The sequence below is a fragment of the Hymenobacter algoricola genome (genome assembly GCF_039539525.1).
GTDB classification, from domain to species: domain Bacteria; phylum Bacteroidota; class Bacteroidia; order Cytophagales; family Hymenobacteraceae; genus Hymenobacter; species Hymenobacter algoricola.
Genome location: NZ_BAABDH010000015.1, coordinates 73,842 through 96,087 on the forward strand (window position 1 = coordinate 73,842; position 22,246 = coordinate 96,087).

17 protein-coding genes and 1 riboswitch are annotated in these 22,246 nt (G+C 63.3%); of the genes, 6 read left to right on the forward strand and 11 right to left on the reverse strand.

The annotated features are described in order from the left end of the window. The first annotated feature begins 76 nt into the window (after positions 1-76). Positions 77-928: a DNA/RNA non-specific endonuclease gene (locus ABD842_RS03735; RefSeq protein WP_345110250.1), complete on the forward strand. Its 852-nt coding sequence runs from the start codon at positions 77-79 to the stop codon at positions 926-928. Between the two features lie 90 nt (positions 929-1,018). Here the strand turns inward: ABD842_RS03735 and ABD842_RS03740 are convergent, their stop codons facing one another. From ABD842_RS03740 to ABD842_RS03760, 5 genes are all read right to left on the reverse strand, one after another. Beyond that, positions 1,019-1,921: a S66 peptidase family protein gene (locus ABD842_RS03740; RefSeq protein WP_345110253.1), complete on the reverse strand. Its 903-nt coding sequence runs from the start codon at positions 1,919-1,921 to the stop codon at positions 1,019-1,021. A 133-nt stretch (positions 1,922-2,054) separates the two neighbouring features. Then, positions 2,055-3,338, reverse strand: coding sequence for a homoserine dehydrogenase (locus ABD842_RS03745; protein ID WP_345110256.1), 1,284 nt, complete (start codon positions 3,336-3,338; stop codon positions 2,055-2,057). After that, a complete protein-coding gene (locus ABD842_RS03750; RefSeq protein ID WP_345110259.1) occupies positions 3,316-4,347 on the reverse strand; it encodes a homoserine O-acetyltransferase family protein in 1,032 nt (343 codons plus the stop codon). The genes ABD842_RS03745 and ABD842_RS03750 overlap by 23 nt, the downstream gene beginning before the upstream one ends. Before the next feature lie 314 nt (positions 4,348-4,661). After that, positions 4,662-6,041, reverse strand: a complete 1,380-nt coding sequence (locus tag ABD842_RS03755) for an O-acetylhomoserine aminocarboxypropyltransferase/cysteine synthase family protein (RefSeq protein ID WP_345110261.1) — start codon at positions 6,039-6,041, stop codon at positions 4,662-4,664. 384 nt (positions 6,042-6,425) lie between these two features. Beyond that, positions 6,426-6,538: riboswitch (SAM riboswitch) on the reverse strand. A 176-nt stretch (positions 6,539-6,714) separates the two neighbouring features. Further along, positions 6,715-7,008, reverse strand: coding sequence for a LysM peptidoglycan-binding domain-containing protein (locus ABD842_RS03760; protein WP_345110263.1), 294 nt, complete (start codon positions 7,006-7,008; stop codon positions 6,715-6,717). A gap of 226 nt (positions 7,009-7,234) precedes the next feature. Here ABD842_RS03760 and ABD842_RS03765 point away from each other — a divergent pair, with 226 nt between their 5' ends. Both ABD842_RS03765 and ABD842_RS03770 read left to right on the forward strand, forming a co-directional pair. Then, entirely contained in the window at positions 7,235-7,648 is a 414-nt protein-coding gene (locus ABD842_RS03765; protein ID WP_345110266.1) for a hypothetical protein, read from the forward strand. A gap of 398 nt (positions 7,649-8,046) precedes the next feature. After that, complete coding sequence (locus tag ABD842_RS03770) at positions 8,047-10,638, forward strand: erythromycin esterase family protein (protein ID WP_345110268.1); 2,592 nt, start codon at positions 8,047-8,049, stop codon at positions 10,636-10,638. On the opposite strand, the gene ABD842_RS03775 is transcribed toward ABD842_RS03770, so the two are convergent. Then, on the reverse strand, positions 10,619-11,710 hold the full coding sequence (locus tag ABD842_RS03775) for a lysylphosphatidylglycerol synthase transmembrane domain-containing protein (protein WP_345110270.1): 1,092 nt from the start codon (positions 11,708-11,710) through the stop codon (positions 10,619-10,621). The two genes, ABD842_RS03770 and ABD842_RS03775, sit on opposite strands and share 20 nt — an antisense overlap. Before the next feature lie 335 nt (positions 11,711-12,045). Between ABD842_RS03775 and dxs the strand changes: the two genes are divergently transcribed. After that, positions 12,046-13,986, forward strand: a complete 1,941-nt coding sequence (gene dxs, locus ABD842_RS03780; protein WP_345110273.1) for a 1-deoxy-D-xylulose-5-phosphate synthase — start codon at positions 12,046-12,048, stop codon at positions 13,984-13,986. A 156-nt stretch (positions 13,987-14,142) separates the two neighbouring features. On the opposite strand, the gene ABD842_RS03785 is transcribed toward dxs, so the two are convergent. Further along, positions 14,143-17,610, reverse strand: coding sequence for a PAS domain S-box protein (locus ABD842_RS03785; protein WP_345110276.1), 3,468 nt, complete (start codon positions 17,608-17,610; stop codon positions 14,143-14,145). Positions 17,611-17,874: 264 nt separating this feature from the next. Between ABD842_RS03785 and ABD842_RS03790 the strand changes: the two genes are divergently transcribed. Together ABD842_RS03790 and ABD842_RS03795 are read left to right on the forward strand one after the other, a co-directional pair. Continuing rightward, positions 17,875-18,408: a YceI family protein gene (locus tag ABD842_RS03790; protein ID WP_345110279.1), complete on the forward strand. Its 534-nt coding sequence runs from the start codon at positions 17,875-17,877 to the stop codon at positions 18,406-18,408. 237 nt (positions 18,409-18,645) lie between these two features. Further along, a complete protein-coding gene (locus ABD842_RS03795) occupies positions 18,646-19,401 on the forward strand; it encodes an alpha/beta fold hydrolase (protein ID WP_345110282.1) in 756 nt (251 codons plus the stop codon). 70 nt (positions 19,402-19,471) lie between these two features. Here ABD842_RS03795 and ABD842_RS03800 read toward each other — a convergent pair whose 3' ends face one another. From ABD842_RS03800 to ABD842_RS03815, 4 genes are all read right to left on the reverse strand, one after another. Next, the gene (locus ABD842_RS03800; protein WP_345110285.1) at positions 19,472-19,981 is read right to left on the reverse strand and encodes a peptidase associated/transthyretin-like domain-containing protein; all 510 of its coding nucleotides are present in this window, start codon (positions 19,979-19,981) and stop codon (positions 19,472-19,474) included. 295 nt (positions 19,982-20,276) lie between these two features. Beyond that, the gene (locus ABD842_RS03805; RefSeq protein ID WP_345110288.1) at positions 20,277-20,807 is read right to left on the reverse strand and encodes a YybH family protein; all 531 of its coding nucleotides are present in this window, start codon (positions 20,805-20,807) and stop codon (positions 20,277-20,279) included. 200 nt (positions 20,808-21,007) lie between these two features. Further along, positions 21,008-21,487, reverse strand: coding sequence for an energy transducer TonB (locus ABD842_RS03810; protein ID WP_345110291.1), 480 nt, complete (start codon positions 21,485-21,487; stop codon positions 21,008-21,010). Between the two features lie 22 nt (positions 21,488-21,509). Continuing rightward, entirely contained in the window at positions 21,510-22,154 is a 645-nt protein-coding gene (locus tag ABD842_RS03815) for a TonB family protein (RefSeq protein WP_345110293.1), read from the reverse strand. Between the last annotated feature and the right edge of the window lie 92 nt (positions 22,155-22,246).

The following is a 22,246-nucleotide window of genomic DNA, read 5'->3' on the forward strand; positions in this document are numbered from 1 at the left end:
GTGTTTTTTCGTGCCCTGCCCTTTGTCTCACTGCCAACGCCTGCTCCTGGCGGCGTTGGCAAATCCTACTTGCCTCATGTTGCGCTTTCTCAACATTACCGGCCGCCTTGCGGTGCTGGGGGCGCTGGCTGCCGCCTGCTCCCGCGACGAAGTAGCCCCGGCTACTCCGGCCATCGACGGCCACCTGGCTATGGGCAACCCCAGCGGAGCCGTAGCCGACGAAGCAGTACCGGCCAACTACCTGCTGGCTAAACCCCAGTACATCCTGGCTTACCACCGCGACAAGGGCATTCCGAACTGGGTGAGCTGGCACCTGGCTCCGGCCTGGCTTGGCCCGGCTCCCCGCCAGGACGACTTCCGGGCCGATGCCAGCCTGCCCGCGGGCTGGTACCAGGTGGCGGCCGGCAGCTACGTGGGCTCCGGCTTCGACCGGGGCCACAACTGCCCCAGCGCCGACCGCACGGCCACCGTGGCCGACAACTCGGCGACGTTTCTGATGACCAACATGGTGCCCCAGGCCCCGCGCAACAACCAGCAGACCTGGGCCGGCCTGGAGGAGTACTGCCGCACGCTGGCCGGGGCGGGCAATGAGCTGTACGTCATCATGGGTAGCTACGGCACGGGCGGCGTGGGCGCAAACGGGGCTAAAACCACGCTCGACCATGGCCGCGTAGCCGTACCCGCCCATATCTGGAAAGTTATTGTGGTGCTGCCCGAGGGCCGGCAGGATGCCGGCCGGGTGAGTGCCTCGACCCGCGTCATTGCCGTAGATACCCCCAACGACAACGCCCTCGACCCCGCCTGGGGGGGCTACCGCACCACCGTCGACGCCCTGGAGGCCGCCACGGGTTACGACCTGCTGTCGGCCGTGCCCGTCGCGGCGCAGAAAGCCGTGGAAGCCCGGGTGGATACCGGCCCGACCCAGTAAGTTAGGCTCAAGCACTTCCACCCAGCAGTAGTTTCGCGGCTGGGTGAAAGTGGTGCGCTAGGCGCGTAGCGCCAGGTAGTTTCGGGCAGCTTACGCATACTCCACCCGCGTGCCTGCAGCATCCACTACCATTCGCGCCACCCGCCCGCACATCAAGGCCATATTCTGGGGCTCGTGCCCTACCGGGAAATGATAAGCCACCGGGAAGTCGTACTGGCGGGCGTAGGTATCGATGATTTCGTAGGCCGTCTGGCCGAAGGGCACGGCGTTGTCGTGGGGGTCGGTGAAGTGGCCCACGAGCAGGCCGGCCAGGTCGCGGAGCTTGCCGGTGCGGTCCAGGTGCACCAGCATCCGGTCGATATTGTAGAGGTACTCGTCGATGTCTTCCAGAAACAGGATGCGGCCGGTGGTAGGGCAGTCGGAGGCCGTGCCGGTCAGGTTCTGCAGCAACGACAGGTTGCCGCCTACCAGCTCGCCGGTAGCGGAGCCGGGGCGGTTCAGCGCGTGCGGTGGGGCGGCATACTCCACCAGCTCGCCAAACAGGGCCCGGCGCAGGCTTTCCAGCGCTGCTTCGCCCCCGGTCTGGTTGAAGAGCAGCGGCATCACGCCGTGGATGCTTTCGTGGCCCAGAGCCAGCAGATGGCAGTTGAGGGTAGTAATATCGCTGAAGCCGGCAATCCATTTGGGCTGCCGGGCAAAGCCGGAGAAATCGAGCCGGTCGATGATGCGGGTGGTGCCGTAGCCGCCGCGGGCGCACAGGACAGCGCGGATTTCGGGTGCATCGAGCTGGTGCTGAAAGTCGCGGGCCCGCAGCGCGTCGGAGCCGGCAAACTGGTGGTGCTCGGCAGTAATTGACTCGCCCAAAACCACCGTCAGCCCCCAGCCCGTGAGGATATCGACGGCCGCGGCCACTTCTTCTGCCGAAACCTTGCGGGCGGTACTGACAATGGCGACCTGGTCGCCGGCGCGGAGCGCGGGAGGAGTAGTGGGCATACGGCAGCAGTTAGCAGCCGCGAACTTACGCAACAAAGTCGGGGGCTACTGCAACGGTCCTGCTGAGTCCCACGCAGCATCTGGCCGGGTTTTCAGCAGGACCTTTGGTACCACTTTAGAAAGTATAGTTACATCAGCGGCTGATTTCTTCCAACCCCTGCTTCTCGTCCAGGGCTGCCGTGGCCGGCCGTACGTTGCCGGTACGGGCCACGAAGGCGCCGGCTTTGCGCAGCGCGTCGCGGTGCTGCAGCAGGGCGTCGAGCGGTACGAAGCCCACGATATAGCCGTCCTCGTCGGCCTCTTCGGTGATGTCGGTGAAGCCGAGCTGGTCGAGCAGTAGCTCGTTGTCGGTGCGGAGGTAGATTTCCAGCTCCAGATCGGTGGTGTAGACCAGGGGCGTGGCCTGCAGCTTGGCGTAGGCGTAGCGGAAGTCGCCGCGCAGGGCCGCCAGATCGGCCAGCACGGCCGAGCCGGTGGGGTGGCCGCCCGCGCCCCGGCCCCGCAGAAACTGGGTGCCGGCAAACTCAGCCTCGATGATAACGCCGTTGAACTCGTCGTCTACGGCGTACAGCGGCGACTCGCGGCCCACGAACTGCGGGGTTACGAGCACCGTCAGCTGGCCGTCGGGCAGTAGGTAGAGGCCGGCTACCACCTTTATCTTCTGGCCCTCCAGGCCCGCGTAGGCAATGTCGGTGGCGCCGATGTGCTCAATGCCCAGGTTCAGCACCTGCTCCGGCCTCAGCAGTACGCCGTAGGCGTGGGCCGCCAAGATGACGGCCTTGGAGCGTGGGTCGAAAGCGGCCATGTCGAGCGTGGGGTCGGTTTCGGCGAAGCCTTTAGCCTGGGCTTCGGCCAAAGCCGGGGCGTAGTCGGAGCCCTCGGCGCCCATGCGGGTCAGCACGTAGTTCGACGAGCCGTTGAAGATGCCGCTCACGCTGCGCAGCGGCTCCTGCCCGAAATACGCGTCCAGGGTACGAATGACGGGGATGCTGCCGCAGACGGCCGCCTCGTAGAGCAGGGTGCCGCCGTGGGTTTGCTGCAGGGCCACCAGCTCGGGCAGGTGGCGCGCGACCATGGCCTTGTTGGCCGTCACCACCCGCCGGCCCCGGCGCAGGGCCGTGCTCACGAGCCGAAACGCCTCCTCCGCATCGTCGATTACCTCCACCAGCACGTCCAGCGCGGGGTCGGCCAGTAGCTCATCGGCGTGGTAGGTGAAGTGCTCGGCGGGCAACGACCGGACCTTGTCGGGGTTCTTGACGGCAATGCGCCGCACTTCGGCCCCGAACTCGGGCAGGCGCAGGAGGATGTCGTAGATTCCCTGGCCCACGCAGCCAAACCCGATCAGGCCCACGCGCAGCGGCGCGGGGTGGGTTGGCGCTAATGTAGAGCCGGAATTACCGGACGAAGGACTGGACATAGAATCGTTCGAGAAGATGAGTGATTTGGGCGGTTTCAATCAGGAAGCCGTCGTGGCCGAAGCCGGAAGCCATTTCGGCGTACCGGGCGCCGCCAATGTGGCGGGCCAGCAGCTGCTGCTCGGCGGGCGGAAACAGCACGTCGGAGCTGATGCCGATAACCAGGGTGCGGGCCCGGATGTGGCGCAGGGCCGTTTCGACGCCCCCGCGGCCGCGGCCCACGTTGTGCGAGTCCATGGCCCGGCTCAGGGCCACGTAGCTGTAGGCGTCGAAGCGGGCCACGAGCTTGGCGCCCTGGTACTGCTGGTAGGAGCTGGCCCGGAAATCGGTGAGCCGCTCCCCATCCGGCTCAGCCTGGCTACCGGCGTAGGCGTCGTAGCTGCGGTAGCTGAGCAGGGCCACGGCCCGGGCCGCCTGCAGCCCGGCCTTTCCCCCGTCCGGCGTAGCCGAAAAGTAGGTTGGGTCGGCGAAGATGGCCAGCCGCTGGGCCTCGTTGAAGGCAATGCCCCAGGGCGAATGCTGGGCGCTGGTAGCCAGCAGCACCAGGTGGTCGAACACGGCGGGCTGCTGCACGGCCCACTCCAGCGCCTGCTGCCCGCCCAGCGAGCCGCCAATCAGGGTGTGAATCTTGGCCAGGCCCAGCTGCTGCCGCAGCTGCTCGTGGACGGCCACCATGTCGCGGATGGTCACCAGCGGAAACTCCTGGTAGAGTGGCTCGGCGCCGGCTGCTACCGGCGTGAGCGGACCGGTAGAGCCGTAGCAGGAGCCCAGAATGTTGGCGCACACGATAAACCAGTCGGCGGGGTCGAAATGGCCGCCGGGGCCGAACAGGCCGGGCCACCAGCTGAGCACGTCGGCGTTGGCCGTCAGGGCGTGGCACACCCAGATAATGTTGTCGCGGGCGGCATTCAGCGTGCCCGCGGTGTGGTAGGCTACCCGCACCGTCGGCAGCACCGCGCCGCTTTCCAGCGACAGGGGCGTGGGCAGGGCAAATACCTGGGAGCTGTTCATATATTCTTGTTTGGCACTTAAAGCTTAGATTTTAGAGCTGAGCACCTGGACCAATGCCCGCAGTTCAGGCGTTTCAGGCCAGACTCTGAGCTCTGAGTTCTATTTTCTCAGGTTTCAATTCTGGGTTTTCAAACTACTACAATAGCGCACGGGCTGAACCAGCTAGAATGCCGGCTCAACCCGGGCTATTGTGGGTTTGGGCAGGCCGTCTCCTCTCTCACAACAAAACGACCCGCCCGCGCCCCAAGCTGCTCCGACCGGAAAAGGCGGCGGCTTCCGCCTGCGCTAAAAAAGCTGCCGCCGGTTTCCTCTCTCTAGACTTCCAGCGGAGCAGCGTGTTCTACCTCGGGCTGCAGCAGCGTGCTGCCCGATTCGTCCGGCGTAGCGGCGTTGCGCACGGCCTCAAAAGCCTGGGCCAGATCCGCCCGGATATCGTCGAAATGCTCGATGCCCACCGACAGCCGCAAGGAGGTCGGGGTGACGCCGGCGGCCAGCTGCTCGGCTTCGGAGAGCTGCTGGTGGGTGGTGGCCGAGGGCTGAATGATGAGCGTCTTGGCGTCGCCCACGTTGGCCAGATGACTCACCAGCTTCAGGTTGTCGATGAAGCGCGTAGCCGTTTCCTTGCTGCCTTTGAGCTGGAAGCTGAGCACGCCGCCAAAGCCGCGCTTCAGGTATTTCTGGGCCAGGCCGTGGTAAGGGCTGCTTTTCAACCCCGGATAGTTCACGCTTTCCACCTGCGGGTGCTGCTCCAGCCAGGTGGCCACGCGCAGGGCGTTTTCCACCGTCCGCTCCACCCGCAGGCTCAGCGTTTCGAGGCCGATCAGCAGCTGAAACGAGTTGAACGGGCTGATGGCGGGGCCAAAGTCGCGCAGCCCTTCCACCCGGGCCCGGATGATGAAGGCAATGTTGCCGAACGGCCCGCCCTTGCCGAATACGTCGTTGAATACGAGGCCGTGGTAGCCTTCGGAAGGCTCGGTGAACTGCGGAAACTTGCCGTTGCCGAAGTCGTACGTGCCGCCATCCACAATCACGCCGCCCACGCTGGTGCCGTGGCCGCCAATCCACTTCGTGGCCGACTCCACCACGATGTGGGCCCCGTGCTCCAGGGGCCGGAACAGGTAGCCGCCCGCCCCGAACGTGTTGTCCACAATCAGCGGCAGGTCGTGCTTGTTGGCAATGGCCGCAATCCGCTCGAAGTCGGGGATGCTGTAGCTTGGGTTGCCGATGGTTTCGAGGTAGATGGCCTTGGTGTTGTCGTCAAGCAGCGCCTCGAAGGAGGCCGGGTTGTCGCCGTCGGCAAAGCGTGCCTCGATGCCCAGGCGCTTGAATGCTACCTTAAACTGGTTGTAGGTGCCGCCGTAGAGGAAGGCCGTACTCACGAAGTTGTCGCCGGCCTGCAGGATGTTGTTCAGGGCAATGAACTGGGCCGCCTGCCCCGAGCTGGTAGCCAGGGCTGCCACGCCGCCTTCCAGGGCCGCCACGCGCTGCTCAAACACGTCGGTCGTCGGGTTCATCAGGCGGGTGTAGATGTTGCCGAACTCCTTCAGGGCAAACAGGTTGGCCCCGTGCTCAGCGTTCTTGAACACGTAGGACGTGGTCTGGTACAGCGGTACGGCGCGGGCGCCGGTAGTGGGGTCGGGCTGCTGACCGGCGTGGAGCTGCAGCGTTTCGAAGTGATGGGCTGGCGTGGACATACTGGTTCGGAGGTTAAGAAGGATTACGGAAAGAAAAGACAGGATTTGAGCCGGGAGCCAAGACTCCCACGGGACCGGGCCAGGCGCGGCCCTGCGGCTGAAAAGCGGGGTCAGGAGCCAGCCGGGACCCCGCGGGAAGCGCACAAAAAGTGGCTGCCGGATGCAGGGTAAGCCGTAAAAAGAAAAAAGGGAGGGGACGCTAGGCCAGACTCAGGCTAGCAACAACACGCGCAACAACAGCCCATTCGCATGCGGGCGGCCTGGGGGGCCGCAAGGGCCAGCGCAGCAGAACTGCGGAAACCCATCGGCCGGCTGGCTTGCCGCGCAGCAGCCAGAGGGGAAGGGTTCGGAAGGGCGGAGGAGGGGGAATTTTTCATGGCACTCAACTTATCTGTCCCGCGGGCCTGGGCCGGTCGGGCAGGAATTGGCACCTTTCGCTTTACCGAAGGTTGCCAGTGGGTCACGGAGCCTGTTCTCTCGCCACTTCTGCATAAAGTCTGAAAATCGCCCCACCGTTAGCGGGGGAGTACCGGATTGGTAGGTGCAAATGTACACCCGGAATTGAGAAGCGCAAATCCGGGGAAAAGTTTTCCGTCTTTTTCTCTGGGGCACAAAAAAACGCTGCTCCGGGCCGGAGCAGCGTTTTTGGCAGGAATCAGGGCCGGGAAAAGACCTACAGCGTCGGCAGTGTCAGGACCTGGCCTACTTCGATATGGTCGGGGTTGGCGCCGATGGTGGCTTTGTTGGCATCGTAAATCTGGTGCCACTTGGCAGCGTCGCCGTAGTGGTTTTTGGCAATTTTCGACAGCGAGTCGCCGCTGGCTACGGTGTAGGTGCTGCCGGCGGCCGCGGGCTTGGCGGCGCCATCTTTGGTACCGAAGAAGTCGGTGCCCCCGGCAGCGGCGGGCTTGGGCGCTTCAACGGGTTTTTCTTCGCCTTTATTGCTGAGGAAATCGAACAGTCCCATGGTTGTGTGTCGGTTAGGGTGAATGGAGAGAAGATTCGTAGTGGCCTAAGCCTCACGGTTTCAGGCGTTCTTACGCCCCGCTACTGATTAGGTTGCCGCGAACAGAAAGAGAATATAGGGCCTTAACTCTTTTCCCCGCTTGCCGTAAGAAACGCCGGCCCAAGGCTATGCCTGGGGTCATTGATGCTGACTTCTCCCCTCTTTTCAACCCTCACACCCCCTTTCCATGAACCGCGCCACCACTCCCCTGCACTACCTGGCCAGCCTGCTGCTGCTCGTAGCCCTGTTCGTCTCTAGCTGCAGCCAGCCCGATAAGGTCGGCGAAACCAACATGCTCTACGGCACCGAAAGCAAAGTGTGGAAAACCGACAAGGAAACCACCGCCACCGGCGACAAAGTAGCCCAGACCGATGCCGACGAGGATACCGAGCTGCGCTTCTTCGCCAATGGAACCTTCAACATGACTTCGTCCGCTCAGACTATGCAGGGCAAGTACGTGTTCGACCAGCCCGGCAAGAAAATCACCCTCACGCCCGACGGCGGCACCACCAGCATGGCCTTCGACGTGACCAACCTGACGGAGAAGAAAATCACCCTGAAAGGTGCCGACGGCTCCTCCATGATGCTGGAAGCCGAATAAGGCTCTGGCCCCAGAATCAACCAAACTGCTGAAAGCCCTTTCGCCCCGTGCGAAAGGGCTTTTTGTTTCTGAATAAGTAACTGATGTTACGCGCGGCATTACTGAAACCCTGTTTGAGGAGCTAGAAGGCAGAAGCTGGAAGGCAGAATCAGAGCAGGTTGCAGATTCAAGGTGCGTCTGCTTTGGCACCCGTTTCGTTCCTTCCTCTTTTGCCTGCTCCCTCAACTCCTACGCTTCCAACTCCTAACTCCTGTCCTGACTCCTAACTTCTCACAGCCGACAACCCGCCTCACGCTGCGTAACATCAGTAAGCAATTAGGACTGGGCGGGTCTGGCTGGTTTCGGAGAAAGCCGTTAGCTTGCCGCATTCTTATCCTGCTTACCTCGATCATTACCCAATGGCTCTTTTTACCCGTCTGCTGACGGCCGGCCTGCTTTGCGCCAGCCTTGCCGCGCCAGCCCAAACCACCACTGCTGCACTGGTGGTGCACCCCATCCGCAGCATCAGCACCGCCGATACCAGCTTCGCCGATCTGGAATTTTTAACCCGGGAAATCGGCTCGGCCCGGGTGGTGCTGCTGGGTGAGCCCAGCCACGGCGAGGGCAACGTGTTTGAGGCCAAGGCCCGGCTCGTGCGCTTTCTGCAGCAGCGCATGGGCTTTACTACCCTGGCTTTCGAGAGCGGCTTCTACGAGGTGAACAAGGCCCAGCAGCAGCTCGATGCGGGCGTGTCGGCTTCGGAAGCGCTGGGCAACAGCGTGTTCGGTATCTGGACCGCCACCCAGGAATTTCAGCCCGTGGAAGACCTCATTGCGGCCCGCAAGCTGCGCGTAACGGGCTTCGACTCCCAGCTGACGGGCGCCTACGGCGAGGAGCTGGTCGACGATCTGGAGGTTTTTCTGGAGTCGCAGAAAGCCAGCGCCGCCATCAACTACGACTATCTGGACGAGGTGCTGGGCTTTATGCAGCATTTCAACGGCTTCCCGGCCGGCCACACCCTGGGCGAGTGGGAGCGGAACGTGAAGCTGGCCGACCGCCTGCTGGCGGGCGCGGGCACCACGCCCGCCCGCCGGGCCGCCGCCGAGCAGTGGCGCCAGACCCTGCGCAGCCTGCAGACCATGGCCCGCGACTACGTGCAGAACGACCCCGCGGTGAAAGACCACCGAACCTTCCAGGCCCGCGACAACAACCCCCGCGACGCGCAGATGGCCGACAATCTGCTGTGGTACCTGCGCCAGCACCCCCAGGAAAAAGTGATTTGCTGGGGTGCCACGGCCCATTTTGCCAACCAGATGCAGCTGATCGACAACGCGGAGATTCAGCAGTTCCGGCCCATGGGCTGGCACGTGAAAAAGGCCCTGGGCGCCCAGGCCTACATTCTGGGTACGGCTACCGCCGGGGGCAGCTACGCGGCCGTGGGCGAAGCCAGCCAGCCCATTGCCGCTCCGCCCGTTGGCAGCATGGAGGCCCGCCTCGACAGCCTGGGGGCGGAATATCTGTTCCTGAACCTGAAGCAGAACTACGGCAGCCGCCGCTTTTCGGCCTACTCCATCATGGAATATACCCCACTGGTAGCGGAGTGGGCGCAGGTCGTGGATGGCATCCTGTTTCTGAAAACCACCCGCCCGCCCCGTCTCCGGACGCGGCCGGCCGCCGAACTGGTAGCCGTGCCCGATTCGGCCGGGCAGGTAGCCCGGGCCGCCGCGGGTAAAGTGCCGGCCGGTGCTACGCCCGGCCTGGTGCTGCGCCGGGCCGCGCCGGCCGCCGGCAACCTGACCGTGCGGGGCCGGGTAACGGACCGCAAAACCCGCGCGGCCGTGCCCTTTGCCTCGGTGGCCCTGCCCGCGTTGGGCCTGGGCGTGATGGCCGATGCGCAGGGTAATTTCGCGCTGGCCGTGCCCCGTACCGCTACGGGAGCTACGCTCCAGGTGTCGAGCGTGGGCTACGGGATGGTCAACGTTGCCGTGGCAGCTGGTCCGCTGGCGGTGGTGCTCACGCCGCAGGCCTACGCGCTGGGCGACGTGCGGGTGAGCGGGGAATCGTTGAATCCGCGCAAAATCATGAAGAGAGTGCTGGCGGCGGCCCCGGCCAACTACGAGCAGAACGACTACGTGGCGCAGGTCTACACGCGCCGGCAGATCAGCAACTTCGACACGCTGCGGCACGCGGTGGAGTACGTAAGCCAGATTTTCGAGCCGGCGGGCTACCGGCACTTTGGGGGCGGATTCCTGATGATGGGGCCTACTCAGAAACACCGGGTGCAGGAAACCAACGTGCTGGTGCAGAGTCCGACTCCGCTGGGCCCGTTCGACCTGGCCGAAAGCGGGCAGGGCTTCTACTCCGCCGCCGCCGACCCGGTGCGCATCTCGCCCCTGTTTAAAAGCCGGACCCTGGGCAAATTCGTGCTGCGCCTGGACAGCGTGCTGCAGCAGGGCGACGAAACGACCTACCTGATCAGCTTCGCCGCGAAGCGGGCCAACCACCGCACTACCGGCACCTACCTGGAGGCCGGCTACTCCGGCCGCGTGTACGTCCGCCAGCAGGACCACGCGGTGGTGCGCTACGAAGCCCTGTGGCAGGGCGACACCGTGCAGATGAATGCCACGGCCCACAAATACTACGGCCGTCAGAATCTAACGGCCCGGCTGTACGCCAGCGTCCTGACCGATTCGCGGACTTCGCACGTGGTGACCTACCAGAAGGCTGCCACCGGCCGCTACTACGTGGCCACCAGCGCGGCACAGGGCATCAGTGCGGGCCGGGTACTGGGGAAGCGGCCCTTCTTCAACCAGAAATTCTGCGAGGAGCACTTCTCGGTGCTGCCGGCCGGTACGCTGCCGCTGCCCGCGAATCCGGAGCTGGACCCCCGGTTCGCGGGCAGTGAAACCTACCAGCTGAACTATGTGAAGCACCGCCCGGCGTTCTGGCAAACCTACCAGCGCCCCGCCCCGGCGGAGCCTGCGCCCACGCTCAACGCAAAGCAGCCGTAGCCTCGGTGGCCGGCTGGTGCTGTCCGAACACCCGGGTAATCCAGCGGGGCAAAAAGTAGGCGCCCAGCACCAGGTACAGGTAGTACGTGACGATGCGGTAGAGCAGCACGATGAAGTTGGTCATGGTGGGCGTGCCGATGAACTTACCGAAGAAAGTGGGAAACGCGCCCTCGGCAATGCCCGCCCCGCCCGGCGTAATGGCAATCAGCAGAATGACTTTGTAGGTGAGGTTGCGGCCGAAGATCAGGGCAAATTCGCCGGCGCTGACGTCCACAAAGGCGGCAATAATGCAGCCGATAACGGCGTAGCGGGCCGTCCAGACGAAGGCCGTTGAAGCGCAGGCCCGGAACCAGTAGAGCGCGCCGTTGCCGCGCAGCTGGGCCGAGGCCCACACCATCTCGTTGCCGTGCTGGTAGGCCTTGGAGCGCCAGCGCCGCAGCACCGGCAGCGAAAACAGCCGCACCAGCAGCCGCTTCACCGCCACGGGGTTGATAAACAGGGCGTACACCATCAGGGCCGCGTATACCGTCACGACCAGGTAGCTGACGATAAACGCGACGCGCAGAGTAGTAATCAGGCCGCCCTGCAGCACCTCGTGCGGGTAGAGCGCGTCGCCGGCCAGCAGCACCACCAGCGGCACGGCAATGACGTAGTAGAGGTTGTCGAGCAGGGCCGTCACCATCACGTACGCCAGCGACTTGCCCAGGCTGATACCTTCCTTATTCAGCAGAAACGGCGCTACCGAGGTGCCGCCGGCGGCCGAGGGCAGCACGCAGGAGGCAAATTCCCAGAGCATAATCACGTCGAGGCTGGCCCGCCAGGTCAGCTCCCGCTCGGCAATGTGGCGGATGCGGTACACGTAGCCCAGGTCGCGGGCCAGCAGCACCAGCACCATCAGCAGCAGCCAGTGTAGCTTGGCGTGGCCCAGCGGGGCCAGGTCGCCGGGCTGGTAGCTGCGCCAGAACATGAAGCCCACCACGCTCAGGCCAATCAGTACCGGCAGCACGATGCGCGACGGGCGAAGCTTGTGAAGCAGCTGTTTTTCCTGATTGTTCTGCTGGGTAAGCGGCATGGGCAGGGGAGAGGTGGGCCGGCGCAAAAGTAGGCATTATTCACCCCGGCGCTATCAAGGCCGCGCTAAGCCCCGCGGCCCCCGGCTCCCGCGGGCCGCCACCCCGGATTGCCAGAACGGCTGCTGCTGCCCCTGTGGAGCCCGGCGGGCTGGCCGCTGGCAAGAAACTAACCCGGGGCAGCACTCGGCGCCGGCGGCAGTATGCCGGGCGCGCCACAACCGCCCGCCCGGAAAAATCGTAACTTTGCCAGCCCCGCGACCCAGCCCGAATCGGACTAACCTTTTGAGCTACTCGCTTGTTGCCCTGCTACAATTCCCCCTTGCCCCATTCGAAGATGATTGTTGAACCCGGTGAACTGCTGGCGGCCATTGACTCGCCCGACGACCTCAAGAAGCTCAGCCAGGACCAGTTGGTTCAACTCAGCCAGGAGCTGCGGCAGTTTATCGTTGATACCGTATCCATCTACGGCGGCCATTTCGGGGCTTCGCTCGGCGTGGTCGAGCTGTCGGTGGCGCTGCACTACGTGTTCAAGACACCCTACGACCAGCTGGTGTGGGATGTGGGCCACCAGGCTTACGGCCACAAGATCCTGACCGGCCGCCGCGACCGGTTTCCCACCAACCGCCGCTACGGCGGCATGTCGGGCTTCCCCAAGCGCAGCGAAAGTGAGTACGACGCCTTCGGCGTGGGCCACAGCTCCACCAGCATCGGCGCCGCCCTGGGCATGGCCGTAGCGTCGGACTACAAGGGCGAGCTGGACCGACAGCACATCGCCGTTATCGGCGACGGCGCCATGACGGCGGGGATGGCTTTTGAAGCCCTCAACCATGCCGGCGTAGCCAACTCCAACCTGCTGGTTATCCTCAACGACAACTGTATGAGCATCGACCCCAACGTGGGCGCGCTCAAGGAATACCTGACCGACATCACCACTTCCCGCACCTACAACAAGGTGCGCGACGAGCTGTGGAACGTGCTGGGCAAGCTCAGCAAGTTTGGCCCCAACCCCCAGCAGGTGGCCCGCAAGGTGGAGGCGGCCATGAAGGCCACGCTGATGAAGCAGAGCAATCTGTTTGAGGCCCTCAAGTTCCGCTACTTCGGTCCCGTGGATGGTCACGACGTGCAGCACCTGGTCACTATCCTGAATGATCTGAAAAGCATCCCGGGGCCCAAAATCCTGCACTGCGTGACGGTGAAGGGCAAAGGCTACGCCCTGGCCGAGAAGGACCAGACGCTGTGGCACGCCCCGGGCCTGTTCGACAAAATCACCGGCGAGATTTACCAAAAGCACCACGACAAGCCCCAGGCGCCCAAGTACCAGGATGTGTTCGGCCACACGATGGTGGAGCTGGCGGAGCAGAACGCTAAGGTGATGGGCGTGACGCCGGCAATGCCGTCGGGCTCGTCGCTGAACATCATGATGGAGGCCCTGCCCGACCGCGCCTTCGACGTGGGCATTGCCGAGCAGCACGCCGTGGTATTCTCCGCCGGCCTGGCCACCCAGGGGCTGGTGCCGTTCTGCAATATCTACTCCTCGTTCATGCAGCGCGCCTACGACCAAGTGCTGCACGACGTGGCCCTGCAAAATCTGAACGTGGTGTTCTGCCTCGACCGGGCCGGTTTTGCCGGGGCCGACGGCCCCACCCACCACGGCTGCTACGACCTGGCTTACATGCGCTGCATCCCGAATATGGTGGTGGCCGCCCCGATGAACGAGGAGGAGCTGCGCAACCTGATGTACACGGCCCAGCTGCCCGACATGGGCCCGTTCAGCATCCGCTACCCCCGCGGGGAAGGTGTGATGCCCGAGTGGCGGCTGCCATTCAAGAAAATTGCCGTGGGCACCGGCCGCGTGGTACGCCAGGGCGACGACGTGGCTATCCTCAGCATCGGTCACATCGGCAATTACGCCGTGAAGGCCACCGCCCAGCTGGCCGCCGAAGGCCTCAGCGCCGGCCATTTCGACATGCGCTTCTGCAAGCCCCTGGATGAGGAAATGCTGGCCGCCGTGTGCAGCAAGTACAAGGCCATTGTGACCGTGGAAGACGGCTGCCTGCCCGGCGGCTTCGGCGCCGCGGTGCTGGAGTTTATGGCCGACCACGGCTATGCCCTGCCCGTCACCCGCCTCGGCATCCCCGACCGGGTAGTAGAGCACGGCACCCAGGATGAGCTGTATAAGGAGTGCGGCTTCGACGCCGCCGGTATCGCCGCCGCCGTGCGGGCACTGAGCGGTAAGGTGGCCGTTAAGGCTGCCGTGGAAACGGTGATTCGGTAACTTGATTTAAGTATTAAAAAGCCCCGCCGGATTTGTCCGGCGGGGCTTTTTGCTTTATAGCCTTGGGCGACCTGGCGGCTCAGAGCAAACCAATTATCCTGGATTGCTGGCGTTCAGGGCCTGAATAATAGACTGCGGATCTTTTGACGCTGACGCCTACTCCCCGTCCACCAGTGCGCGCAGCTGATGGAGCTCCCGGGTCATCTGCACGTTGAGGTTCTCCAGCTGATCCACCGCCTGATCGACCAGATCGGGCAGAATAGCTGCATCGAAGGCGGTGCGCCAGGTGTCCAGCTCCACAATCAGGGGCAGGATGCGGTACACCTGCAGGTGGTCGAGGCTGGGCTTGAGCTTGTGGGTGGCCGCCCGCAGCTGGGCCGTATCCTGCCGGGCTACGGCGTCGTGCAGCTCCGTAATGGCTTCCTCGCAGCTTTCAATGAACGACTCCAGCATGAGCACCGTGAAGGCAGCGTCGTCCTGCCCGATCTGCCGGACAATGTCGAGGTTGTACAGCGCGGCGGGGGCAGCTGAGGGCACTGTGGGGGGCAGTGGCTCACTGCCGGGGAGGCTTGGATCCAGAATCCAGCGGCAGAGGATTTTCAGCAGGTCTTCTTCCTGGAAGGGTTTGGCCAGATAATCGTTCATCCCCGCCTGCAGGCACCGTTCCCGCTCTCCCTTAATGGCGTTGGCCGTCAGGGCAATAACGGGGGTAGTGAGGCCCAGCTGCTGACGCAGGTAGGCGGTGGCCTCCAGCCCGTTCATGAGGGGCATCTGCACGTCCATCAGCACGGCATCGAAGCGGTGTTGTCGGGCCAGCTCGACGGCTGCGGCTCCGTTTTCGGCTTCCTGCACCAACAGGCCAGCGTTATGCAGAAATCCTTTGGCAATCTGGCGGTTGAAGTAGTTGTCTTCGACCAGCAGGATGTGCCGGCCCAGTAGCCGGGCGCGGGCGCCGTCCGTGATGAACGTCTTCTGGGGCAGATCGGCCGGCGTGCCCACGGGCAGGGTCAGCGTGAAGTGGCTGCAGGTGCCCCGGTGCTTCTGGCTCTCGATGGTGATTTCGCCGCCCATCAGGTTCACCAGCTGGCGGCTGATGCTCAGTCCCAGGCCGGTGCCGCCAAACTTGCGCGTCACGGACGAGTCCTCCTGGCTGAACTCCTTGAAGATATCGACCAGGTAGTCGGCATCGATGCCGATGCCGGTATCGGTAACCCGAAAGCGCATCTCCACGGCCGTGGCATTGGCTCTGACCAGCTCGCACGCTACCGTGACGGAGCCCTTCTCGGTGAACTTGAGCGCGTTGCCAGCCAGGTTGAGCAACACCTGGGTGATACGGTACGGGTCGCCGAGCAGGACGGTGGGCAGCTCTTCATCGACCTCTATGCGGAAGCAGAGGCCTTTTTCCTCGGCTTTGAAGTGCAGACTTTTTTCGATCTGCCGCAGCAGGCCCGGCACGCTGAAGCCAATGGACTCGATCTGGAGCTGGCTGGCCCCGATTTTGGACAAGTCCAGAATGTCGTTGAGAATCACCAGCAGATTTTCGCCGGAGGTGGCAATGGCCCGCAGGTAGGTCTGCTGCCCGGCATCGAGCGGGGTTTTGGCCAGCAGCTGCCCCATGCCCAGAATGGCGTTCATGGGCGTGCGAATCTCGTGGCTCATGTTGGCCAGAAACAGCTCCTTGGCCCGCGCCGACTCTTCGGCCTGCTCCTTGGCCGCGCGCAGATGATGCTCCAGCCGCTTCTGGTGGGTGATGTCGAGGGCAATACCAATGCTGCCGTACACCTGCCGGTGGTCGTCGTAGAGCGGGGCAGCACTGATCAGCAGCCATTTAGGCTGGCCGTTTTTAGCGGTAATAGCCAGCTCGTAGGTTTCCGACTCCCCCCGCTGACGGCGCTGGTCGCGCTCCTGAGTCCGGGCCATATCTTCCGGGCTCAGCAGCACACTCATGATATGCTGCCCGGTAAATTCCTCGCGGGCATAGCCGGTGATGTCGCAGAAGGCCTGGTTCGTGAAGGTCACCCAACGGTCGAGGTTCATTTCCACCAGGCCCAGGTTCATGTTCTCGATAATGCCCCGGTACTTTTCTTCGCGGCGGCGCAGGGCATCCTCGTTGGTTTTGCGCTCCGTAATATCCTGAAACTTCCATAGGTGCCCGATGTAGCGCTCTGCCACGAAAATAGGCACGAAGTCGCCCTGAATGGTGCGCCCATCGGCCAGCTCAAAGAGTTCCGCCGTTACCAGCTGCCGGTGCTGCACGATGGTGGCATAGCGCTGGGCAAACTGGTCCGGATTCCGGAAATGGTTCTGCATGCGCTGGCCCAGCAGGGTCGTATCGTAGCCAACGAGCTGATCGGGAGTGGTATCAAGCTCGAAGATGCGCGACAGCGCATCATTGGCCAGCACCACCTGATGGTTTTCGTCTTCCAGCAGAATGCCTTCCTGGAAGTTGGCAATGGTGGTGGCGAACCGCAGCGTGCTGGCGGCGAGGGCCGCTGCCGTCTGCTTCATGGCCGATATATCGGTGTGCACGCCCGTCATAATCAGCGGCTGGCCCTGCTCATCCTGCTTCGTAATCAGGCCGCGGGTAAGCACCCATTTGTAGCTGCCATCCCGGCAGCGCAGGCGGCGCTCTACCGAGTACATCGGCACTTCACCGCGCAAGTAGGCGTTGGCCGCTGCCAGACTAAGGTTTTGGTCGTCGGGATGCACGTGCTGCTGCCAGGTGGGCGGTAGCGGGTCGGGACCCGTGCTGGGGTAGCCCAGCATGGTGCGGTAGGCTTCCGAAAAGTATTCTTCGCCGGTCTGGTAATTGAATTCCCAGGCCCCGTCGCCAAACCGCTCAATGGCCAAGCGCCAGCGCTGCTCATGCGCGTGCACGGTTTCCTCGGCCCGCTTCAGCTCGGTGATGTCGGATAAGATACCGCTGAACAGCTGCCCCCCGGCATCGGCTACGGAGAGCTGCCCACTGGCCCGGAACCAGCGCAGCGGCTGGCCTGGCACCTGCAGGCGGCCCTCAAAATCCCAGTCTTTGCCCTGCCGCCGGCTCCGGCGCAGCGCGGTCCGCCAGGCCTTCCGGTCCTGGGGAAGAATAAAATCAGCTATGCGGTGAGCCTGATCCGGGGCAATGCCGAAGATAGTAGCCAGCTGGGGGCTGATGTAGCTGAAGCCGGACGAGGCGTTGGCATTCTCACGCCATTGGAAGAGTACGCCCGGAATGTGTTCGGTGAGATGGCGAAACTGGTCCTGGCCCGTTGGCGGGCGACCTAGGGTGACATCTTCCAGAAGCCCGATAATTACTGCAGGGGGCTGGAACAGAACTTTCAGCCGGGCATTTAGCGCCGTGCCATCGGCTCGATGCAGAACCAGGTCGGCACGCAGCGGGGTGGCGGCGGCTAACTGCTGCTGGAAAACGGCGGGCGGCATACCCGCCGCCGCCAGGGCCTCCAGGAGCAGCGCGGGCTGCTGGTGGGCCTGCGGGAAGCCGGTGAGCTGGGCAAATCCGGAATTGATCCATAGCAGCGAGCCATCCGGCGCCAGCAGCACCACGGCGTCAAAAGCATCTTCCAGTAGCGCGAAGCCCGGAATCTGGGGTGCGGCAGGGGGGCCGGCGGATAAAGAATTCACGGAGCAGGGGCAAAGCCGGCGAACGGCAGCGAGAAGAGACGAAGCGGATAGTAATATAGGAATTGCCCGCGGACTACCAGCGGGAGTTGAACTGGCGTAGCATCGGTGCGGTGGCAGCCAAGCGTGCTGGTTGGGGCAGAAAGCGGACCAACCAGAAATAAATTAATGTAGGTACATTGATGTAGGTGCATCAGTTGTGTGTTTGTCCGGCTGATTCGTCAGCTCTAACGCTTGCTCTGCTCACTTTCAACTTTCCCCTTCCTCATGGCCACGACCAAATGGGCGCTTGACCCAACCCACTCCGAAGTTCAGTTCAAAGTAAAACACCTCGTCATTTCGACCGTCACGGGCTCGTTCAAGAAGTTTGAAGGCGAAGCCGAAACCGATGGCGACTCATTCGAAAACGCCAAAGTGCGCTTCTCGGCCGACATCAGCAGCATCGACACCAACCAGGAGCAGCGCGACGAGCACCTCAAGAGCGCCGAGTTCTTCGACGCCCCCACGTATCCGCAGCTGACGTTCGAATCGACCTCCTTCGAGAAAACGGGCGACTCGGACTACAAGCTGAACGGCCACCTGACCCTGCACGGCGTGACCAAGCCCGTAACCTTCGATGTGGAGTACGGCGGCAACACCGGCGACTTCTACGGCAACACCAAGGCCGGCCTCGACGTGACCGGCAAAATCAACCGCAAAGACTTCGGCCTGACCTGGAGCGGCGTGACCGAAGCCGGGGCCATCGTGGTGAGCGAAGACGTGAAGCTCTCGGCCAGCCTGCAGTTCAGCAAGCCTGCCTGAGCCGGACGGCAGCCCCAAGCCAACGGCTCAGCCCGGCGGCCTCCGGCCTGTCACCAACGCAAAGAAGCCGAAGCAGCCCGGGCTGTTTCGGCTTCTTTGCGTTTAAATGAAGGTAGCGCCGCATATTTGCGTCTCCATCGTTGTGGCCATTGCTATTCCTAAGCGGGCGTCATCGTTCAACAGAGGAGTCGCCAGCCGGCGGCTCGCCCCGTCTTATCCGCCGACCTTTGCCCTGATATGTCAACCCAACCAACCCTTGTTTTCCTCCATGGCTTCGCCGAAAGCCGCGAAATCTGGTCCGAGCTGCTGTCCGGCTTTCCTGCCGACTACCGCCTGGTGAACCTGAACCTGCTCGGCCACGGCACCAACATCCACGACGTGCGCGACTACAGCATGGAGGCCCAGGCGCGCTACGTGGCGGAGAAGCTGCAGGCCGCCGGCGTCGAAAAAGCTCTGCTGGTGGGGCACAGCATGGGCGGCTACGTGGCCCTGGCCTTCGCCGAGCGGTGGCCGGAGCGGGTGGCCGGCCTGGCGCTGATCAACTCCTCGGCCTACGCCGACAGCGAGGACAAGAAAGCCAGCCGCGAAAAGAACGTGGCCTTTGTGGAGCGGCACGGGGTGGAGAAGTTTATGGAGTCCTTCATCCGCCCGCTGTTTGCGCCCGCCAACCGGGAGTCGATGGGGCGGCAGCGGGAGTTTCTGGAGGAAATCGGCAAGGCTACCCCGGCCGAAACCATTATCGGCGGCCTGCGCGCCATGGCCGCCCGCCCCGACCGCACCAAGGTGCTGGGCACGGCCAAGTTTCCGGTGCTGCTGGTAGCGGGCAAGGAAGATCTGGCCGTACCGCTGGAGCATTCGGTCGCCCAGGCCCCGCTGGCGCCCGTAGCCCACGCGCTGTTTCTGGCCGAGGTCGGGCACCTGGCCTACTTCGAGGAGCCGTCCGCCGTGCGGCGGGCCCTAGTCGATTTTGCGGCGGCGGTGCATGGGCAGTAAGACGTAGAAAGGCCCCGGACGCGAACGTCCGGGGCCTTTTTGCCAGTAAGCCAAGAAACCGGCGGCCGGACTACTGCGGCGTTAGCGGCTGCAGCTGGCTGCGCAGGTTCGCCGGAATATCCTGAATGGAGACAATCTGCAGCCCGCCTTTGGTGGTGGGGGCCAGGCCCTGGCCGCTGGTAAGCAGCGTGGCCTGCATCTGCGTATCGTGAATGCGGTACATGGCGCCGGTGATCGGGTCCACAATCAGCAGCCCGATAAAGCCGCCGAACAACAGGTTGCCGAAGTACCAGCCGTTGAGGTCGGACGTGATGGTCATCGTCTTGGTTTCAAAGCCGGGCTTGGAGAAGGCAATGGAATAAACCTGCTTCTGAAAATACTCGCCACCCGATTTGAGGGGCACCACCGTGGGCGTGGTACCGGTGAATACCTCTTTCTTGTTGACGTCGGTGATGGTGAAGGAGGCACCGGGCGGGTCGCTGGAGAAAGCCACCGGATAAACGGATTTGCTGACGATAGTCGCGCAGCTGCTGCTCAGCAGCAGAGTGGCCGCCATAGCCAAGGGTAGGGGTAAGCGCATAGAGGAAGAATAAGGGCCTGAAAAGTGAAAAAACTGCCCCGGCAGCATCCGGACTCACCAAAGCAGCCGCGAAAGATACTGGCTTCCGGCCCGGCTTCCGGGTCCCGGCCCGGATTTAATTTTCGGGTGCAACCAGCCTGACAACTCTGTGCGCGAAGCCGCCGGCAGCCGGGGTCCTCTTGAGCTGACGTCACGCAGTGTCTTAGTTCAAGGGCCGCTGCGAGTGTAGCGCAAACTACAAAGCTCGGGCTATACCCTGCCGCGTAACATCAGGTAACTAAACAGCAAGGAGCCATCAATTCGTGTGGTCAGCCACTACCACCCATTTGCCATTCAGCTGGCGCAGCACCAGCAGGAAATACCCCTGCTCGTCGCCCTCGGTGGGGCGGGCCAGGTGCCAGTGGCCCACTACCTGCGCCGCAGCGGGGGCCACCAGCGTAATTCGAAGGCCACTGAAATCCAGTTTACCCATTGCGGCCGGGCTTGGGTAGACTTTCTGGTAGATGGCCAGGTTTTGCCGCCAGCCGTAAGCTGGCCCCTTGCCATCAATAAACACCAGCGAATCGGACTGCCAATAACCTTGCATGAAGCCGGGTATATCGCCCCGGTTCCAGGCCGCGGTTTGCGCCGTGAGCACCTGCACAATGGCCCGCCGGTCGGCCGCTAGCGCACCTGGGCCCGGCTGGGTGGCGGTGCAACTTCCGAAAGCCCCCGCGGTGCCCAGCACTACCAGGCGTACCAGAGAATTACGAGTTAAATACATCACGGCTGGCTCAAATACTCGTTCAAAAGTAGAAGGGTTGTCAGTCGTTAAGTGCTGAGCCATTAACGGGGGCCTTTAAGCGTCCCTTAGCTCATCGCTGTCAGCTTTCCTAGCAACTGACGTTGCGCACAGATTGCGTCCATGCTTCCCCAAGACACTTTAGAGGTTTCGGAAAAGGTCATTTCCAGACAGTGCGCCGAAGTGGTGCGTAACATCAGTCCCAAAGCCGGTGGGCGCCATCACACCCCCTGGTGCAGCCCGGGTCAGTTCCTGTTGAACCGGCGTACCTGGGCTGGCGTGGGCAGGCGGAAGGTGATGGGTAAGGTGTAGTTCACCCGGACGGCGCGGCCCACTTGCCGGCCCGGCGCCCAGGCCGGCATGCTCTGAATAACCCGCAGGGCTTCGGCATCCAGCAGCGGATGAGTACCCTTGAGCACTTTTACCTCTTCCAACGCTCCGGTAGTACCCACGACAAAACTAATGAAAACCCGCCCTTCCGCGCGCTGGTCCAAGGCCTGCTGCGGATACCGGATGGTTTTTGCCAGGTATGAAAAGATGGAGTCAGTGCCGCCGCCGTTGAAGCGGGGCATCTGCTCAACGTACGTGTACACCTGGTTGCCGATGCGGCCAGTATCGGCAGCCGCAGGCAGGGCCGACTGGGCCCGGGCAGCACTGCTTATCAGCAACGTAATTCCAGTAGCGGCAACAAACAGGCGCGCCGGCATAAGTTGAAAGTCAGGCAAGGGTAAGCAGGCTTTGGAGTGGCTAGTTGCTGTTGATCCGGACGGGCACCCTGGTAAACGGCACCGCCACGGGCTGGCCCTGCTGCATGCCGGGTTTCCAGGCCGGCATGTGCTGCACCGCCTGCAGCACGGCCGCATCTGCCTCGGGCGCAAGGCCGGATACTATCTGCGCCGCGCCGACTTTGCCATCGGTCTGCACCGTAAACGACACGGTGACCACACCGCCTTTTGGGGCTTTAACGCCTTGTGTGGCTCCCTGCAGATAATGCACCACGCCCAGCGGGTCGTGGGTGAAAACGGCCGGCTTGTTGCCCGCCGCGGCTTCCTCCCGGGCCGAGGGCGCGGCCAGCACGCTGCCTAGGCCGCGCTGCATGTTGAAGCGCACGGGTACCGTGTACTGCACGGCCACCGGCTGGCCGCCCTGCCGGCCGGGCTGCTGCCACGCGGGCATCGTCTGAATCAGGCGCAGGGCTTCCTGGTCCAGTGCTTGCTGGACGCCCCTGATGACCTTTGCCTGCTCTACCATTCCCTGCTTGCTGACCACAAACGTTACGAACACCGTACCGCTGGCCCCGGCCTGCAGCGCCTCCTTGGGGTAGCGGACACCACGGCTTATGTACTGCAGCACGCTGGCCGTGGTGCTGTCGGCGGCCTGAAAGCGCGGCATATGCTCCGCCATGGTATACACTGGCTCGGCAGGTGCCGCTACCGTTTGAGCCGAGGCGGCAGCAGACGATAAGAATAAGCCAGTGAGCCCGA

Excerpts from the sequence above, each read along its gene's own strand:
- ABD842_RS03735 (WP_345110250.1), top strand. The coding sequence starts at position 77 with ATGTTGCGCTTTCTCAACATTACCGGCCGCCTTGCGGTGCTGGGGGCG.
- ABD842_RS03740 (WP_345110253.1), bottom strand. The coding sequence starts at position 1,921 with ATGCCCACTACTCCTCCCGCGCTCCGCGCCGGCGACCAGGTCGCCATT.
- ABD842_RS03745 (WP_345110256.1), bottom strand. The coding sequence starts at position 3,338 with ATGTCCAGTCCTTCGTCCGGTAATTCCGGCTCTACATTAGCGCCAACC.
- ABD842_RS03750 (WP_345110259.1), bottom strand. The coding sequence starts at position 4,347 with ATGAACAGCTCCCAGGTATTTGCCCTGCCCACGCCCCTGTCGCTGGAA.
- ABD842_RS03755 (WP_345110261.1), bottom strand. The coding sequence starts at position 6,041 with ATGTCCACGCCAGCCCATCACTTCGAAACGCTGCAGCTCCACGCCGGT.
- ABD842_RS03760 (WP_345110263.1), bottom strand. The coding sequence starts at position 7,008 with ATGGGACTGTTCGATTTCCTCAGCAATAAAGGCGAAGAAAAACCCGTT.
- ABD842_RS03765 (WP_345110266.1), top strand. The coding sequence starts at position 7,235 with ATGAACCGCGCCACCACTCCCCTGCACTACCTGGCCAGCCTGCTGCTG.
- ABD842_RS03770 (WP_345110268.1), top strand. The coding sequence starts at position 8,047 with ATGGCTCTTTTTACCCGTCTGCTGACGGCCGGCCTGCTTTGCGCCAGC.
- ABD842_RS03775 (WP_345110270.1), bottom strand. The coding sequence starts at position 11,710 with ATGCCGCTTACCCAGCAGAACAATCAGGAAAAACAGCTGCTTCACAAG.
- dxs (WP_345110273.1), top strand. The coding sequence starts at position 12,046 with ATGATTGTTGAACCCGGTGAACTGCTGGCGGCCATTGACTCGCCCGAC.
- ABD842_RS03790 (WP_345110279.1), top strand. The coding sequence starts at position 17,875 with ATGGCCACGACCAAATGGGCGCTTGACCCAACCCACTCCGAAGTTCAG.
- ABD842_RS03795 (WP_345110282.1), top strand. The coding sequence starts at position 18,646 with ATGTCAACCCAACCAACCCTTGTTTTCCTCCATGGCTTCGCCGAAAGC.
- ABD842_RS03800 (WP_345110285.1), bottom strand. The coding sequence starts at position 19,981 with ATGCGCTTACCCCTACCCTTGGCTATGGCGGCCACTCTGCTGCTGAGC.
- ABD842_RS03805 (WP_345110288.1), bottom strand. The coding sequence starts at position 20,807 with ATGGCTCAGCACTTAACGACTGACAACCCTTCTACTTTTGAACGAGTA.
- ABD842_RS03815 (WP_345110293.1), bottom strand. The coding sequence starts at position 22,154 with ATGCCGCGCTTTCAGGCCGCCGACAGCACCACGGCCAGCGTGCTGCAG.